Below are 16,754 nucleotides of genomic sequence, written 5' to 3'. Positions count from 1 at the left end.
CCCCCGTCCGCGTCTCCCTCGACCGCGACGAGGAGCTCACCGACGGCGGCTACCGCCCCGCCACCCGGATCCGCCTGGCGATGGCCGCCGACGCGGCCGGGGACCTCTCGGCCCTGGCCGTCGACGCCGAGAGCGACGGCGGGGTCTCCGTCGGCGGCTCCGTGGCCGCGCTGGCCCGGTTCATGTACGGGCGCGCCCCGCGCCGGCTGCGCGACTTCGACACCGTCACCAACCGGCCCCCGGGCGCCCCCTTCCGCGGCCCCGGCGGCCCGCCACTGTGCTGGGCGCTGGAGCAGGCCGTCGACGAGATGGCCCACCTGCTCGGCGAGGACCCCATCGACCTGCGCCGCCGCTGGGACGGCAACTCCAAGCGCCGCGCCCTGTACGACTGGGCGCAGGCGCTCCCCGTGTGGGCCCGGGCCCGGCGCGGCGGCACGGGCCGCTACCGGCGGGGCGTCGGCGTCGCCGCCGCCAACTGGCTCTACTTCGTCGACCCGGCCACCGAGGTCGAACTCACCGTCGAGGAGGGCACGGTCGTCGCCCGCTGCGCCGTCCAGGACATGGGCACCGGCGCCCGCAGCGTCCTGCGGCGGGCCGTCGCCGACGGACTGGGCGTCGAGGAACGCCTGGTCCGCGTCGAGATCGGGCTGAGCGGACCCGTGCACGGCCCGATCTCCGGCGGCAGCCGCACCACCCCCTCCCTGGCGCCCGCCGCCCGCGACGCCGCCGACCGGCTGCGCGCCGCGCTCGGCGGGGGCGACGTGGCCTCCCGGCTGGACTCCGCCCACGGCACCCGCGTCACCGGCAAGCGCCCCCGCGACCACCGCGGCTTCGCCCTCCCCTTCACCCTGGGCGGTCTGGCCGTCGGCCGCGGCTTCACCGGCTCGGTGCAGGTCGCCGAGGTCGAGGTGGACACCCGGCTGGGCAGGACCCGGGCGCTGCGCGTGTGGAACGGCATCTCCGCCGGCCGCATCCACGAGGACCGCCTCGCCCGCAACCAGTGCGAGGGCGCCGTCGTCCAGGGCGTCGGCTACGCGCTGTACGAGGAGCGGCGCACCGACCCCGTGACCGGGCGGGTGCTGACCGAGAACCTGGAGGACTACCGCATCCCCGGCATCGGCGACACCCCCGAGATCACCGTCCACTTCCACCAGGAGGGCTTCGAGCACGTCCCCGGCGGCGGGGTCGGCCTCGGCGAGGTCGCGACCCTGCCCACCGCGGCCGCCCTGGCCAACGCCGTGTACGACGCCACCGGCTGGCGCCCGTACGACCTGCCCATCCGCCCCGACCGGCTCCTGGAAGGACTGCGCGCGTGAGCACCGAGCCCGCCCTCACCGACCTGTCGGCCGCCGTCCTGGCGCGCGGCGGGGAGCTGCGCGCCGGCGGTACCGACACCACCGCCCGGCAGCGCTCCGGTATCTCCCCCGGCCCGTTCACCGACCTGTCCGGGGTCTCCCACCTGCGGGGATGCACCGCGCTGCCCGGCGGCGGGCTGCGCGTCGGCGCCCTGACCACCCTCGCCGAGCTGGCCGGCGAGCCCCGGCTGCGCGACGGCTGGCCGGCCCTGGCGCTCGCGGCGGAGACCGCCGCCACCCCGCAGGTCCGCGCCGCCGGGACGCTGGGCGGCAACCTGCTCCAGCGCAACCGCTGCTGGTACTACCGCAATCCGCACACCGCCTGCCTCCAGAAGGGCGGCACCGGCTGTCCCGCCCGCGAGGGGGACCACCGCTACGGGGTGGTCTCCGGGGAGGGCCCCTGCGTCGCCCCGCACCCCTCCACCCTCGCCGTGGCCCTGCTCACCTACGACGCGGAGGCCGAGGTGCACGGCGAATCCCCGCGCCCCGTCGCCGCGCTGTACGGGGACGGCAGCCGGCTGCACGACGCCGACCACCTGCTGGCGCCCGGCCGGGTGCTCACCTCCGTCCGGCTGCCCGCCCCGCTGCCCGGCGAACGCGCCGCCTGCCACCGGGCGATCAGCCGGGCCCGCGCCGAATGGCCCCTGGTCGAGGCCGTCGCCCGGCTCTCGCTCCAGGGCTCCACGATCACCCGGGCCGCCGTCGCGGCCGGCGGGGTGGCCCGGATCCCGCTGCGGCTGCCGGAGGTCGAGGAGGCACTGACCGGCCGCGAGGCCACCCCCGGGGTGCTCGCCGAGGCGGCCTCGACGGTCCTCGGGCGCTGCCGGCCGCTGCCGCACACCGGGTACAAGACCACCCTGTTCCGCGACACCGTCCTGGAGGCCCTGGAACGGGCGGCCGCCCCGGGGCCGCGCCCCGGGGAGCCCCTCACCGGGGCCCGCCCTCCGGGGCGGTGACCCGTTCCAGGTCGGTCATCAGGGAGTCCAGCCAGGAGACCGCCGCGTAGTAGCGGCGCGGGGCACCGGGCGGTTCCGCCGCGAACCCCCGGTACGCCGGGTCCCGCGGCGGCGCGGGCACGCCCGGGGTGTCCCCGCCCGGGTCGAGGTGCGCCGACACCAGCAGCATCCGCCCGGCCACCCGGTCCCCCAGCCCGGCCAGCCCCTCGGCCGGATCCGGGTCCAGGGCGGGGACGCCGGGCGGGGCCGTCAGCCGGTCCGAGCCCCAGAGGGTGTGGTGCCCGGCCATCAGGGCCGCCTGCCAGTCGGGCCCGGGAGGGCGCGGCTCGGCGGCCCCGAACCGGGCCGGCTCGCTCTGGAACTGCGCGTACGCCGACTCCGCCATGATCAGCGCGTGCCGCAGCGACCGGTAGCCGGGGCCGCCGCCCGCCGCGTCCGTGCGGACACCGCCCGACGCGCCCGACGCGACCGAGGCGCTGGTCGCGACCACGATCTCGGCGGCCCGGCGCAGCAGCCCCGCCGCCGCCCGCCCCAGCTCGTCGTGGGCCCCCCGGGGCCAGGCGAGCAGCCCGAACACCCCGCCGATCAGGCTGCCGATCAGCACGTCCAGCATCCGCACCCCGGCCAGCCGCCAGGTCGCCGGCGCCAGCTGCGCGAACACCATCGCCACCAGCACCGTGAACAGCCCCTGCGCCCAGCCCACGCCCCTGACCGGCCCCACCGTGAAGGCGAAGAGCATCCACACCGGCAGGATCACGGCGTAGACCGCCGTGTGCGGGCCCACCAGGGTGAGCAACGCCGCGGTGAACAGGGCCCCGGCGAAGGTGCCGGCGAGGGCCACCCGGATGGTGCCCCAGGTCTCGCCGACGGTGGTGCGGGTCAGGGAGAGCGTGGCCAGCATCGCCCAGAACCCGTGCGGCAGGGTGTCCAGCCCGGCGATCAGCCGGGCCGCCGCCAGCGCGAGGCCGATCCGCACCGCGTTCTGGAAGAACACCGACCGGCGCCCGGCGTGCCCCCGGATCCGGTGCCACCACAGCAGCGGCGCGGGCGTCCGGGCGTACCAGAACCGCCCCGGCCGCACCCGGTCCGCAGCCGTGCGGCCCCCGACGGCGAGGGAGGCGGCCGTGGCCATGGTCAGCGCGGCGTCCGCCACCTCCAGCGCCGCCGCGTCCCGGCGCAGCACGGCGGGGGCGGCGGGCCCGGCGGGGCGGCCGGCCAGCCGGGCCCGGGCCGCGGCCAGCTCCCCGTACGGGTCCCCGGAACCGGAGCCGGTCCCCCGGGCGGTCCGGCCGCCGGGGCGCGCCCGCAGGTCCGCGGCGGTCCGCTCGGCGAGCCGTGCCACCCCGCCCAGCACCTCCGACGTGCCGTCCGGCGGGCCGTGGAGGGCGGAGAGCCGGCTCAGCAGGGTCCGGGCCGCCAGGCCGGTGTGCGTCAGCGCCCGGTCGCGTACGCCGGGACCCGCCGGCCGGTCGGCCTCGGGCACCTTCAGCGAGCGCAGGCCCGTGCCGTCGGCGCGCGCCCGCTCGGCCGAGGGCGGGGAGAGCGAGTAGGGGGGCTCGGCCAGCTCCCGCGCGCAGTCCGCGGCGGTAGCGGCGGCGCGGGCCGCCAGCTCCCGGTAGGAGGGCGGAGCGGGCTCGGGGAAGAGGTAACGCTCCGCGAGGATGAGCAGCGCGAGCCCGACGGTGGTGCCGATGAGCCGTACGCCCAGCGAATCCGGATCGTAGGGCGGGAAGGACGGCAGGATGTACAGCAGTTGCAGCCCGGGCCCGGCACCGGCCGGTCCCGGCCCGCCCACGGCGGCGAAGGCCAGGGCGAAGCCGATGACGAGCATCCCGGCGACCGCGCTCCAGGTGCGCACCGACAGGTAGGTGCCCACCACGACCAGCAGCCAGCAGACGGGGACGAGCCGCAGCACGGTGGCGGCCCGCTGCGGGCCCGTACCGGGGATCCGCGACAGCCCGGCGAGGGCCACCGCGGAGAAGAGGGCGTACGTGGCGGCGACGGACGAGCCGAACCCGTAGAGGAACAGGTAGAACCCGGCGGCGCCGACCAGCGCCACCCGGACCGCCCGGACCCCCGAGGCCGCGTAGGCCGCGGGCACCCACCGTCTGGGCACATCACCCATCCCACCAGCATCACCCCCCTCCCGCGCCTCGGCACCACGGGCCCCCGGGCCCGCGCGCGGGCCGCGTCAGACGGCCGGGCGGCGCCCCAGCGGCAGCAGGTACTGCAGGGGCTGTTCCAGGTCGTCCAGGCCGAGGAGCTCGTGGGCCAGGTCGTCGTGGAAGCCGCCGATCGGGGTACCGGCCAGGCCCAGGGCCGCGGCGGTGAGCAGCAGGGTCTGCGCCAGGTGGCCCGTCTCCAGCAGGGCCAGGCGCAGGGCGCGCAGTCCGTAGCGGCGGCGCAGCAGGCCGAGGTCCGCGTACAGGGCCAGGACCACCGGCGCCCCGTCGATGCCGATCCAGTGCGGGTCGGTGGCCGGCCGGGACAGGTACGCCGACAGCGGCGCGATCTGCGCCGTCGACGGGGCCGGGCCCACGGGCCGCAGCGTGCGGCGCTCGGGCACGCAGTCGTAGGTGCCCGCCGGGACCCCCTCGACGTCGAGGACCAGCAGCCGCGCCCGGGCCGTGTAGAGGGCGCCCGCGCTCGGATAGGGCCGGTGGCCGACGGTCAGGGCCGAGCCGTCGGGCAGCCGCTCCTCGGAGCGGCTGCTCTCGGCCAGGGAGTGCCACAGGAGCGCGCCCAGCCCGGCGGCGTCCAGCGGCCCGGTGAGCGCCCCGCGCACCGAGGTCCGGGCCGCCAGGGCGGCGCCGAGCGACACCTCCGGCAGCGGACCGGCGGGCAGGGGGAACTCCGCCGCGGCCGGAACGGACCGGAGCCGCTCCTGCGGGACGGTGCGCAGGAACGTGTCCTGGCTCCGGCCGATCTGGAACTTGCTGCGCTCCAGGTACTGGACGTCGGGTGCGGTGTGGCCGGGCGGGAAGTAGTCGGCGGGCTCCCCCGTCTCCAGCAGGGTCCGGGCGGCCAGCCGGCACACGGCCCGCTCCTCGTCGGGGCTCACCCCGAGCCGGTTGAGCAGCATGTGGAGCTGTGAGCCCCAGATCCACGCGGTGGCGTCCGGGCCCGCCTGCGGCCCCTCCCCCGCGCGCAGCAGGCCGTCGGCCTCGCGGACGCACCGCGCCCACCGGCCGAGCCAGGGCGCCGCGGTGCCCTCCGCGAGCCCCTCCCACAGGTTCTCGGCCCGCCCGAGCAGGCCCGGTCGCTGCGCCGCGTAGACCGTGTTGACCCGGTGGTGGACGGACTCGCCCGGCAGCAGCGGCACTTCGGCGACCCACCGCCAGAGCGCCGCGTGCCGGCGCAGCCAGCGGGCCGCGGTGAGCCGGTCCATGCCGAGCCCGTGCGCGGTCGCGTGGACCAGGTCGGCGGCGGAGGTCAGGCGGGCCGACGCCCCGCCCCCGCCGGCGAGCTCCCGCAGTACCCGGAGCACCACCTGCGAGGAGTCCGCGAAGACCTCCTCGGCGACGGGCAGCGCGCGGGGGCCGCCGTAGCGGTCGGTCTCGGGTGCGTACGGCACGGCGCGGACCTCCCCGTGCCGGGAGGGCCAGGGCCCGTCCAGCGAGGGCACCTTCCCGGCGGCCCGGGCCAGTTCGCCGGGCAGCCGCGCGGCGGCGGAGGCACTCAGGCCGCGCACCCGGATCCGTACGTGAGGGCCTTCCTCCCCGTAACGGATGAAGAACCACCGGTCGGCCTCGCCCTCCGCCACCAGGCCGTCCAGGAGCGGGGCCGCCTCGCCGACCAGGAACGCGTCGACGTCCTCGGTCTCGGCGTGCAGGAAGACGTGAAGGCTGTGCCAGGCGTCGGTCGCGGTCATCTGCGGTCCTCGGGAGGGTGGCGGATCAGGGGAAGGGGTGCGGGTGGAGCGCGAGTTCCTCGTGGGACAGGGGGCGTCCGGTACGGCCCAGCCGGTGGGGCACCTCCAGCAGCCGGGGCAGGCCGCGGGTGCGGCGGTTCACGTGCCCGAAGGTCATCGGCAGCGAGCCGGGGACGATCACCTTCACGCAGTGCAGGCCGAGCCGGTCGCGCAGTCCCGGTTCGGTCTGGTCGACGGTGATGACCTCCAGACCGGCCCGGGCCAGCCGCTCCGCGGTGGCCGTGAGCAGGTCCGCGAGGTCGGCGACCGGCTCCGGCGCCCCCGGCCAGGCCTCCTCGACCGGGCGGCACGGGGTGTCGGCGAAGAGGAACTCCAGGCGCGGGCCCGCCTCGGGGAGGGCGTTGAGGCCCACGTGGTCGTCCAGGCCCACCACCAGCTCGGGCCGGTCCAGCATCGGGCGCAGCCGCTCGGGGTCGCGCGGGCGGTCCTCGGCGAACGAACGCCCCGCCGACTCCAGCACGTTGGTGACCACCTCCGCCACGGCGGAGCGGATCGCGGAGCGCGGATCGTGGTGGGCCCCCGCCGCGAGGAACATCCGGGGCGCGTCGGGGTGGGACCCCTCGTACCGGCAGACGGCCACGATCGCGGGGATCCCGAAGTCGTTGGTCGCGTCGAGCAGCAGGAGCCGGTAGCCCGCCAGGGCGGCCCGGTCGGCGAGGAACGCGGTGTCGAGGTCGTCCGGCGGGGCCTGGACGCGGGGCAGCGGGGCGGCGGCGTACCAGGCCATCAGGAAGGCGTCGCGTTCGGCGACCTCGAACAGGCCGTAGAGCGCGGCCTCTTCGGGGCTGTTGCCGAGTCCGCAGCCGTTGGAGGACTCGTAGACCACGCGCGGCCGGCCGGCGCCCGGCACGTCCCAGTAGGCGACGTGTTCGGGGACGAGGAGCGGGCGCCGCCGGGTCAGGGACCAGCCGCGCACCCAGTCCAGTTCCAGATCCGGTGCGTACGGGACGGTCGGCGAGGCCGGGTGCCCGTGGTGGGCCGGGTCGGGCAGGCCGAGCCGCTCGGGGTCCAGGGCGCGGTCGGGGCCGAGGGCGGCGAAGGGGGCGCGCAGGTCGGTGCGGCGGCCGGTGGGCCGCATGCCCGCGTACCGTTCGACGGCCTCGAAGAGGGCGACGCGCTCGCTGGCGGCGAAGTCGCGGGCCCGGCCGTATCCGCCGTCGTCGACGGCCCGGCCGTCGGTGACCAGTGCGCTGGTCAGGGAGAAGGCCGAGTCCTCGGTGCGGAAGAGACCGCGCACCGGCCCGAACCGCTCGTCGTACAGCGCCTCCCGCAACCGCTCCGGGCCCTCGGTACGGGGATTGGGAACGCGCAGGACGTACGGGTCGGGCAGCGGGCGGGGCGCCGAGGGGATCGGGGTCGCCCCGGCCGAGGAGTCCGCGGGGAGGGGGTGGCACACGGCGCAGCCGCCGACGGGGCGGACGCGGTGGGTGGACCAGGTGCCGCGCCCCTGGTGGAGGAGGTGCATCACGGCCGCCGTGTCCACCCCTCCCCCGTCCAGCAGTTCCCGTACGAGGGCGCCGAGCGAGCCGGTCAGGGCCGGGGAGGGGACGCCGGCCAGTCGGAGCTCCGGGCTCCGCCAGGGCACCCTGCCCCCCGCCGTGGCCAGCCGCTGGTGGTCGGTGCAGCACAGGCAGGCCGCCGCGCCCGGGGCGAGCAGCGGCCCGACGACGGCCAGCGGGCCGTCGAGGCGTACGGGCACCAGTGCGACGGGGTGGGCGAGGGCGTGCCGGCTCACCTCCTCGGCGAGCCCCGGCGTCCACCGGGTCAGCAGCACCACGGCCGGACCGGCGGTGGCGGCCAGCGCGGCCTCGGGGCCGAGGACGGGTACGGGGAGTGCGCCCAGCGGGCCGGGGGCGGTCATCGGGCCTCCTCGGGGCCACGGTTCAGAACGGTGAAGCCGAACGCCCGGAGCCGGGCGACGAGTCCGGCGGCGCGGAAGGACGCCCCGGCGACGGGGGGTGCTGCGCCGGTCTCGGCGGACGCCACCCCGGTAGCAGCGGGCCCGCCGCCGGGGTCGGCGAACGCGGCCCCGGTCTCAGCGAACCCGGCCCCCGTCGCAGCGAACCCACCCCCGGCCTCGGCCAACGCCATCCCGGTCGCAGCGAACCCACCCCCGGGCTCGGCCAACGCCATCCCGGTCGCAGCGAACCCACCCCCGGCCTCGGCCAACGCCACACCGGTCGCAGCGAACCCACCCCCGGCCTCAGCCAACGCCACACCGGTCGCAGCGAACCCACCCCCGGCCTCAGCCAACGCCACACCGGTCGCAGCGAACCCGCCACCGAGCTCGGCCAACGCGGCCCCCGTGATCCGCGCCAGCGCCGCCTGGAGGCCTGCCTCGCGCCGTGCCACGTCCGCCATCCAGCCGTTGGTCCAGCCGAGGTCCTCCCAGGCGGCGATCCGCGCCCCGGCGACGGCCAGCGGCGCGACGGCCCCGCCCGAGGGCGGCACCTGCGGGGCACCGGGCCCGGCCGAAACCGCGTCCGGCTCCGCCGGGGCGGGCGGCACGCCTTCAGGCCCGGCCGGAACGGCATGCGGCCGCTCCGAAGCCGTGGTCGCGGGCGGCGCGGCCGGCACGGCGCCCCGCCCGACCCCGGTGGCTTGCGACCCCACCGTGGCGGTGACCGCGGATACGGCCGCCAGGGCGGCGAAGGCCGCCGCGTCGCCCGGGGTGGCTTCCACGGCCTCGCCCAGCGGGCCGGGGGTGGCGGTTCCGGTGCGGAGGACCACCGCGTGGTAGGCCTCCTCACCCGGGGCCGTGCGCCGGACCTCCAGCCGGGCCGGTACGCCGAGGCGGGCGGTGAGCGTCGTCCACCAGTGCCGGGCCTGCGGGTGCCCCGACCACTCCCCCTCGGGCACGGCCGCCCCCGCTCCCCGCCGGGCGGCCGCCGCGGCCGCCCGCAGGGCCCGGCCCCGGGCGTGCCCGGGATTCGCCCCGACGGTGAACTCTCCGTGGCCCAGGAGGACTTCGGCCGCTCGGCAGAACAGTTCCAGTCGGGCCAGGTCCAGCCGGGGCGCGCCGCCCGTGAGCCGGCCGCCCGGCAGCGCGCAGGCGGCGAGCGGGACGGGCAGCTGCGCCAGTCCGCCCGGCTCGGGCCCGGGCAGGACCCCGCAGCGCGCGTCGCCGAGGGCGTCCAGCCGGCGCAGCGCCTCGCCGAGGGTCCGCGCGGGGGCGAGGCCGGTGCGCCGGTCCGCGTCGATCCGTTCGGGGCCGAGCCAGGTCCGGTAGTCGGCGCGCGGCGGGCCCGCCTCGGCGAGGAGCACGGCCGGCAGTCCGGGCAGCAGCCGCTCGTCCCCGCCCTCGGCCGCCGGGTCCGGCTGCCCGGCGGCCGCGCACAGCAGCCGGTGCGCGGCCGTACCGGCCAGCAGCTCGGGGAACGCGCCGGGGCCGGCCTCCCCGGCGGGCCCGAGCCGGGCCTCCAGGGCCCCCGCGTCGGCGGCGGCCTGCGCCGGGCTGCCCGGGGCGGTGGCGTAGCCGCCCGCCCCGGCCCCGCCCGCCGCGACCGCCGGGCCGGGCCGGCCGCCGTGGAGGCGGAGCAGGATCCGGCCCTCGGGGAGGTCCGGGCCGGCGGTGAGGGTGACGGCGAGACCGCCCCGCTCCAGCGCCCGTACGGCGGCCCGGGCCAGGGGGCCGCCGGGGTCGCCGGCGAGCACCTCGGCGCGGGCGGCGGCCAGGGCGGCGGCCGCGTCGGCGGGCCGTTCCGCACTCTCCGCGAGCCACCGCCCGACGGGGTCCTCCCCCGGCGGTTCCGCTTCCCCGGTCGTCAGCAGCCCGTGCGCCTCCAGTCGGCCCAGCAGGACCTCCACCGCCCCGCGCAGCGGCGACCCGGGTTCCATGCCGTCGAGGAGGGCTTCGAGCCCGCCCTCCCGCAGGGGTTCCTCCAGCAGCTTCCACAGGGCGGGCAGGGCGGCGCTGCCCTCCAGGGTGACGCTGCCGCCCCGGCCCCTCAGGTGCAGGCCGGCCCGCAGCGGGGTCACGGCCACCCCGGGGCGCAGCCTCAGGACGGCGGTGGGGCGTGCGACGGTGGTCATGCCCGTCCCTCCACCGCGTCGACGGCCGCGGCGAGCTCCGTGCGCCAGTCGCTGCCGGTCAGCCCGGGAACGCCGCGGACGACCAGGTACGCCGCCAGGTAGCGCTCCAGCGGGCGGACGTCGCAGACGGCCAGGAGCCGGTAGAGGGCGTTGGTGCAGGCCCGGTGGACCAGGTACCCGGGGTCGTCGAACATCGCCCCGTGCGGGTCGGAACGGCTCAGCAGCCGGTGGAACTCGCTGTACCTGGTGCGTCCGTCGTGGTTCCAGCGCTCCGCCGTGGCCGCGTCCCCGGTGGCCTTGGCCCGCGCCCCGTACTCGCTCGCCGCGCCGTGCAGGTCGGCGCCCGCGGCGAGGCGGCCGCGCGCCGTCCGCCAGGCTCCGGCGGAGAAGTCCGCCCAGGCCCGCTCCCAGCCCAGCGCGCCGCCGTCGGCGATCCGCCCGACGAGGGCGGTCACCGCCCCGTCCGCGGCCTCGCCGTGGCGTTCGAAGCGCTCCCGCAGCCGGCCGTCGGGGTCCTCGTGGACGAGGAACTCCTCAAGGTGGGAGACGTACGACCAGTGGCCGCCGGCGAGGCCTCCGGGGTGGGCGGCCGCATGGGCGGCGAGTGCGGTCACCGCGAGCCGGATCCGGGCGCGCTCGCCGTCGCCGTGCTCGCCGAGGAAACCGGCGCCGGCCCGCAGCGCGCCGAGGCCGGCCCGCAGCAGGTCCTCGCGCAGGGCGGTGCCGTCCTCGCCGAGCAGGCCGCGTACGGACGAGCGGTCGACGGCCCGGATCCGGACCGTGTTGTCGGGTTCGATCGGCCCGTAGGGCGGGGGCACGAGTTCGGCCCGCCCGGCCAGGGCGGCGTGCTCCAGCAGCTGGGCCTCGGTGAGGTCGCCGTGCGAGGGGTGGTCGCGGAGCCAGTCGCGGAGCGCGGACGCGGCGGACTCGGCCGCCTCCTCCACCTGCCGGGCCGGGCCCCGGAGCCGCAGCCGCAGGTGGGGGCCGTGCAGCCAGTGCCGTTCCAGGTGGGCGGCCGTTCCGCCTGCCGTGCAGGCCTCGGCGAGTGGCAGCAGGGCTCCGCGCAGCAGGGGGGCCTTGTCCGGGTGGTGGTAGTAGGCCACCACGTCGAGGGCGTGCTCGTGGGTGCTCATGGGCGCCGCGCTCTCCTTCTCGGTCCGGTGCTCCGTCGTCCGCCGTCGGTCCTTCGCCCCGTCGCCCGGTCGCCTCATGGCCGTCGCCCGGTCCGGTAGACCTCCAGTACGAGCTCGACCGCGCGGGCCGGGTCGGCCATCGCGCCGGGGGCGGGCAGGGCCTCCTCCAGGACGGCGCCGCCGCCGTGGCGGGAGAGCCATTTGGCCAGGCAGCGCAGGTGCAGGGCGTTGCCGAGGTCCACGAGGTGCGGTTTGGGGAGGCCGATGCCGGTCAGGAAGTCCTCGGCGGCGCGCCCGGTGGGGGCGGCGGCGACCGGGTGCAGGAAGACCTGTTCGGGGAGGTCCAGGGCCGCGCGCCAGCGGGCCGCGGCCTCCGCCGGCACCGGGCCGCCGGCCACGAGGTCGGCGCGCAGCCGCTCCAGCACGTCGGGCGGCAGCAGCCAGCGGCGGCGGCGCAGGACCACGTCGCGGTGGCGCAGCCGGGGCCGGTGGACGACCTGGCCGCCGCCCGGTGCGGGGCGGGTGCCCTGGGGGACGAGGGGGCGGAAGTCGACCGCGCCGTGGGGCTGGTCGGCGAGGTGGGCGCCGAGGCGGCGCGGCAGCAGGACCGGGGAGAGGAAGCCGGGGTAGAGCACGTCGAGGAGTTCGCCGGTGCCGCGCAGCCGGATCCGCACCTGGTCGGCGGTCTCGTCGTGGACGAGTTCCAGGTCGGCTTCGCCGAGGGAGGTCCGGCCGCGGTCGGGGCCGATCTCGTCCGGGACGAGGAGGGGGTGGAGGTTGGCGTTGAAACCGCCGACGGGCCGGATCTGGGCGGGGCGGGCGCCGGGGCCGAGGGCGCGGCGGATCTGCCGGGACACCCCGGTGCGGGCGGCGGGGTCCAGGTGGTCCAGGAAGCGGCTGGTGAAGCGGCCCCAGCCGCCGTAGACCTGGTTGACGCAGAGCAGGCCGTCGCGGGGGTCGCGCTGGAGGAAGTACGCGTAGCTGAGGGGGCGGTCGAGGGCCCAGCCGGGCAGCCGGTCGCCGAGGCCCTTGAGGAGGTCGGGGGGCAGGAGGACCTCGGGGGTGGTGGCCGGGGCGCCGTGGAGGGCGTCCCGGACGGCGGCGACGGCCTCGGCGCGGAGTTCGGCGAGTGCGCCGGTGCCGCTGGGGAGCGGGTCGGCGGGGTCGAGGGCGGTGAGCCGTCCGGCGGTCTCCCAGGCGTCGGCGATCTCTGCGCCGAACTCCCACGGGTGCGGGCAGCGGCCGCCGGGGCCGTAGCGGGCGACGAAGCGGTCGCGGACGACGCGGCGCAGCAGGTGGCCGAGGTCGAAGAGCTCCGCCAGCGCGGTGACCTCGCCGAGCGTCTCGTGGTCGCCGGTGCCGAGGAAGCCGTCGAGGTCGAGGGGGCGCGGGGCGACGACGTCCTCGGAGACCGCGCTGAGGGGGGCGGACACGGCCGGGACCGGGCGCCCGGCGGCGGCCAGCGCCTCGGCCCATCGGCGGGCCAGGCCGGCCAGCAGGGCGGGGCGGTCCGCGGCGGGGGTGTCGGCGAACGCCGCGGTGGTGCGGGCGAGGTCGTCGAGGCGGGCGGCGTGGGCGGCGTCCTCGGGGGTGGCGCCGTCGAGGGAGCGCAGCCAGTCCGCGAGGCGGCCCAGCGGGTCGGGGTCCTGCGGTGGGACCGGGCTCCCCGGCACCAGCAGGCCCGCTTCGGCGAGCCGGCCGAGGAAGCCGGCCGCGGCGGCCCGGCCGTCGCCGCCGGACCCTGCCAGGGCGGCGGCCAGCAGCCCGGTCAGCTCCTGGAGCGGTACGGGGTGCTCGGCCCGCTCGGTGACGAGGCCCAGCGGGCCGGTGGCGGGCAGCTCGGCCTCGTCCTCGGCGGCCACGAGGTAGCGGCCCCCGGCGAAGGCGGTCCGGTCGCGGGAGTACGCGGCGCGCCCGCCGGTGGTCCGGGCGGTGCTGGTGATGCGGTGGGGCAGGGCGGCCCGGCGGTGCGGGGCGTCGAGGAGGGCGAGGGTGAGGGCGGTGGTCAGGGTGCGGCTGGGCTGCACGACCGTGTGCAGGGGTCCGTCGAGCAGGGGCGCCCGGCCCCAGGCGGGGACGGCGCGGCCGGGGTCCGCCGGCAGGGGGCCCCAGCCGACCGCGGTGAACCAGGACAGCGGGCTGGTCTTGGTGCTGGCGCGCAGGGCGTAGCGCAGGACGGCGGGTTCCTCCTTGCGGGCCCTGCGGTCCTGTGCGCCGGTGCCCGCCCGTTCCACGGCCCGCAGCAGGTCGGCGCTGGTGAGGGCGACGGCCTTGGCGAGGGCCGGTTCGCGGCACAGGGCGGCCAGGGCGCCGCGTTCGGCGGCCAGGGCCCGTTCGGCGGCGGGGGCGAGTTCGGCGAGGAGCGCGGTGCGGCGGCCGCGCAGGTCGAGCCAGGAGGCGAGCCGGGGCAGGCGCTCCGGGAGGTCGCCGAGGCGTTCCAGCAGGGCGGGGCGGGGTTCGCGTCCGTTGTGCAGGGCCCGGCGCAGCGGGAGGACCACGTCGCGGTGGAGGTCGGCCGGGTGGCCGGTCCGGCTGGCGTACAGGTCGTCGCAGAGCGGGGCGGCGCTCTCCGCGAGCCGCCGGTCGATCCGGTGGAGCCGGGCGAGCAGGGCGCGGAAGCGAGCGGCGTCGGGGCTCTGCGCCGGGTGGGTCAGGACGGTGGCGCGGACCAGCGCGTACGGCGCGGATCGGACCCGGTGGCCGCCGGTTCGGGCCGGGGCGCGGTGTGGCTGCGGCATGCTGGTCCCCCTCCTGTCCTGTGGTGTGGCGCGCGGTCTCCCGCCGCACTCGGAGGGTGCGGCGGGAGACCGGTCTGCGTCGTGGACGTGCGCGGCGGTCAGCCGAACGGCGTCTCCATGTCGCCCTTGCTGCAGGAGGAGGAGGCCTGGCAGGAGCAGGAGCCCGAGGAGGCGCCGCCCTCGGGCAGCGCGACGGTGTCCCGCATGGCGGTGACGGTGAGGTCGCCGAGGTCGAGGTCGAGGTCCTCGAAGCCGAACTCGGGGGTGCGTGCGGTGTCGGACATGTGTGTCTCCTTGGGTGGGGAGGCGAGAGCCGAAAAGTGCACTGAGCGGAATGTCCGCAGGCCTGCGCGATGACGCGGGCCGCGGGAGGGAATGCCGGATGTACTCGGATTTCGGCCCGGCCGGATATCGATCCCGTCCGGTTCTTTCGATCGGCCGATCCGGAACCCAGGATCACCCGGGGCCTTGAAGGTCCGCTAGAGCGGTGATCAAGCCTCGCTTCCGGAGCCGTACGGTTCCTGGCTCGTTTTCGTGGAAATCAGCGCCCGGCGGGGACCGGGTTGCGCAGTTCAGGCCGCTCCGGCTGAAAAGGCACCCGTGAAAAGGGCCCCGGACATGACGACGCCCCCGTCCACCGGGGGGTGGAGGGGGGCGGAAGTCGGTGGGATGTCAGTCGGAAATCAGCCTTTCCGCACGACGCTCGACTTCAGCTGCATGGAACCGAAGCCGTCGATCTTGCAGTCGATGTCGTGGCCGTCGACCCCGTCGACGAGGCGGATGTTGCGCACCTTGGTGCCGGCCTTGATCCCGGTGGGGTGCCCCTTGACCTTCAGGCCCTTCACGACGGTCACGCTGTCGCCGTCGGCGAGCACGTTGCCGACGGAGTCCTTGATCACCCGCTCCCCCGGGGCCTCGCCGGGCCCGGCGGCGGCGAGGGGCCACTCGTGCCCGCATTCGGGGCACACGAGCAGGGCGCCCATCTCGTAGGCGTACGCGCCGGAGCATTCGGGACAGGGGGGAAGTGCGTCGTCGTTCACCGGGCCAGTCTAGGGAACGCGGCGGTGCCCCGCCGACGGCTGTCGACGGGGCACCGGAGCACGCTCTTGCCTGGTCGGGACGGTCAGACGACCGGGACCGGGTAGGTCGGGTACTCGACGCCGGACACGTGCCGGACGACACGGATGACCTGGCAGGAGTAGCCGAACTCGTTGTCGTACCAGAGGTACAGGATCGCGTTGTCACCGTCGACCTTGGTGGCGCCGGCGTCCACGATCGAGGAGTGGCGCGAGCCGACGAAGTCCATGGAGACGGCGTCGGGCGCGGTGGTGAAGTCGATCTGGCGCTTCAGCGGCGAGTGCAGGGAGACGCCGCGGAGGTACTCGAGGACCTCTTCGCGGGTGGTCTCGCGGCCCAGGCGCAGGCTGAGGATGGCGATCGAGACGTCCGGGACGGGGACGCGGATCGAGCTGCCGGTGATCGGCGCCTTGAGGTCGGGCAGCGCCTTCGCGACGGCGGAGGCGGCACCGGTCTCGGTGATGACCATGTTCAGCGGCGCGGAGCGGCCACGGCGGTCGGCCTTGTGGTAGTTGTCCAGGAGGTTCTGGTCGTTCGTGAACGAGTGGACGGTCTCCACGTGGCCGCGCAGCACGCCGTACTCGTCGTCCATGGCCTTGAGCGGCGGGACGATCGCGTTGGTGGTGCAGGAGGCGCAGGACAGGATCTGCTCGTCCGGCTTGATCGTGTCGTGGTTGACGCCGTGCACGATGTTCGGGACGTCGCCCTTGCCCGGGGCGGTCAGGACGACCTTGTCGATACCGGGGCGCAGGTGCTTGGAGAGGCCCTCGCGGTCGCGCCACTTGCCGGTGTTGTCGATGAGGATGGCGTCCTTGATGCCGTACGCCGTGTAGTCGACCTCGGAGGGGTCGTTCGCGTAGATCACGCGGATCGCGTTGCCGTTGGCGACGATCGTGCTGTTCGCCTCGTCGACGGTGATCGTGCCCTGGAACTGGCCGTGGATCGAGTCGCGGCGCAGCAGCGAGGCGCGCTTGACCAGGTCGGCCTCTCCGCCACCGCGGACGACGACGGCGCGCAGGCGCAGACCGTTGCCGGAGCCGGCCTTCTCGATGAGCAGGCGGGCGACGAGGCGGCCGATGCGGCCGAAGCCGTAGAGGACGACGTCGCGGCCGGAGGAGCCCTCCAGCTTGTTCTCACCGGTGGCGCCGGAGACGGCCTCGGCGGTGAAATCGGCCACGGACAGACCGCGGTCGTCGCTGTTGTAGTTGGCGGCCAGCATGCCGATGTCGATCTGCGACGGGCCGAGATCGAGGGCGGTGAGGGCCTGCAGGAACGGCATGGTCTCGGTGACCGAGAGCTCCTCGCCGTCGATCTGCCGGGCGAACCGGTGGGTCTTGAGGATGCTGACCACCGACTTGTTCACCAGGGAGCGGCTGTGCAGCAGGATCGTTACATCCCGCTCGCGGTGCAGCTTCCCGATGATCGGGATCATCGACTCCGCGATCTCCTCGCGGGTCTTCCAGTTGCTGAACGAGTCCTCGTTGGCAGTCACAGAGTTATCTTTCGAGCTAGGCGGCGCTCATATGGTAACC

Annotated in this window: 11 protein-coding genes; 2 read left to right on the top strand and 9 right to left on the bottom strand. The window is 77.0% G+C overall.

From position 1 onward, the window contains the following. Together AB0O29_RS23735 and AB0O29_RS23730 are read left to right on the top strand one after the other, a co-directional pair. On the top strand, positions 1-1,316 hold a 1,316-nt coding region (locus tag AB0O29_RS23735), incomplete at its 5' end, for a molybdopterin cofactor-binding domain-containing protein (RefSeq protein ID WP_365154411.1). Further along, complete coding sequence (locus tag AB0O29_RS23730) at positions 1,313-2,311, top strand: FAD binding domain-containing protein (protein WP_365154409.1); 999 nt, start codon at positions 1,313-1,315, stop codon at positions 2,309-2,311. The genes AB0O29_RS23735 and AB0O29_RS23730, both read left to right, overlap by 4 nt. Here the strand turns inward: AB0O29_RS23730 and AB0O29_RS23725 are convergent. The 9 genes from AB0O29_RS23725 to AB0O29_RS23685 all read right to left on the bottom strand — a co-directional run bounded on the left by AB0O29_RS23725 (position 2,283) and on the right by AB0O29_RS23685 (position 16,714). Further along, on the bottom strand, positions 2,283-4,436 hold the full coding sequence (locus tag AB0O29_RS23725) for an FUSC family protein (protein WP_365154407.1): 2,154 nt from the start codon (positions 4,434-4,436) through the stop codon (positions 2,283-2,285). The two genes, AB0O29_RS23730 and AB0O29_RS23725, sit on opposite strands and share 29 nt — an antisense overlap. 66 nt (positions 4,437-4,502) lie before the next feature. After that, a complete protein-coding gene (locus AB0O29_RS23720; protein ID WP_365154405.1) occupies positions 4,503-6,182 on the bottom strand; it encodes a thiopeptide-type bacteriocin biosynthesis protein in 1,680 nt (559 codons plus the stop codon). Positions 6,183-6,207: 25 nt separating this feature from the next. Continuing rightward, on the bottom strand, positions 6,208-8,103 hold the full coding sequence (locus tag AB0O29_RS23715; protein ID WP_365154403.1) for a TOMM precursor leader peptide-binding protein: 1,896 nt from the start codon (positions 8,101-8,103) through the stop codon (positions 6,208-6,210). After that, entirely contained in the window at positions 8,100-10,274 is a 2,175-nt protein-coding gene (locus AB0O29_RS23710) for a hypothetical protein (protein ID WP_365154402.1), read from the bottom strand. The genes AB0O29_RS23715 and AB0O29_RS23710 overlap by 4 nt, the downstream gene beginning before the upstream one ends. Beyond that, positions 10,271-11,407, bottom strand: a complete 1,137-nt coding sequence (locus tag AB0O29_RS23705; RefSeq protein ID WP_365154400.1) for a lantibiotic dehydratase C-terminal domain-containing protein — start codon at positions 11,405-11,407, stop codon at positions 10,271-10,273. The genes AB0O29_RS23710 and AB0O29_RS23705 overlap by 4 nt, the downstream gene beginning before the upstream one ends. 74 nt (positions 11,408-11,481) lie before the next feature. After that, positions 11,482-14,145, bottom strand: coding sequence for a lantibiotic dehydratase (locus tag AB0O29_RS23700; protein WP_365154398.1), 2,664 nt, complete (start codon positions 14,143-14,145; stop codon positions 11,482-11,484). Between the two features lie 98 nt (positions 14,146-14,243). Continuing rightward, positions 14,244-14,429, bottom strand: a complete 186-nt coding sequence (locus AB0O29_RS23695; protein ID WP_045950271.1) for a thiazolylpeptide-type bacteriocin — start codon at positions 14,427-14,429, stop codon at positions 14,244-14,246. Positions 14,430-14,828: 399 nt separating this feature from the next. Next, a complete protein-coding gene (locus tag AB0O29_RS23690) occupies positions 14,829-15,185 on the bottom strand; it encodes a zinc ribbon domain-containing protein YjdM (RefSeq protein ID WP_365154396.1) in 357 nt (118 codons plus the stop codon). Positions 15,186-15,268: 83 nt separating this feature from the next. Beyond that, entirely contained in the window at positions 15,269-16,714 is a 1,446-nt protein-coding gene (locus AB0O29_RS23685; RefSeq protein WP_365154394.1) for a glyceraldehyde-3-phosphate dehydrogenase, read from the bottom strand. Between the last annotated feature and the right edge of the window lie 40 nt (positions 16,715-16,754).

It is taken from the genome of Streptomyces sp. NPDC089915, assembly GCF_040684675.1.
In the GTDB taxonomy this organism is placed as follows: domain Bacteria; phylum Actinomycetota; class Actinomycetes; order Streptomycetales; family Streptomycetaceae; genus Streptomyces.
This window is presented reverse-complemented; position numbering and strand designations above follow the sequence as displayed.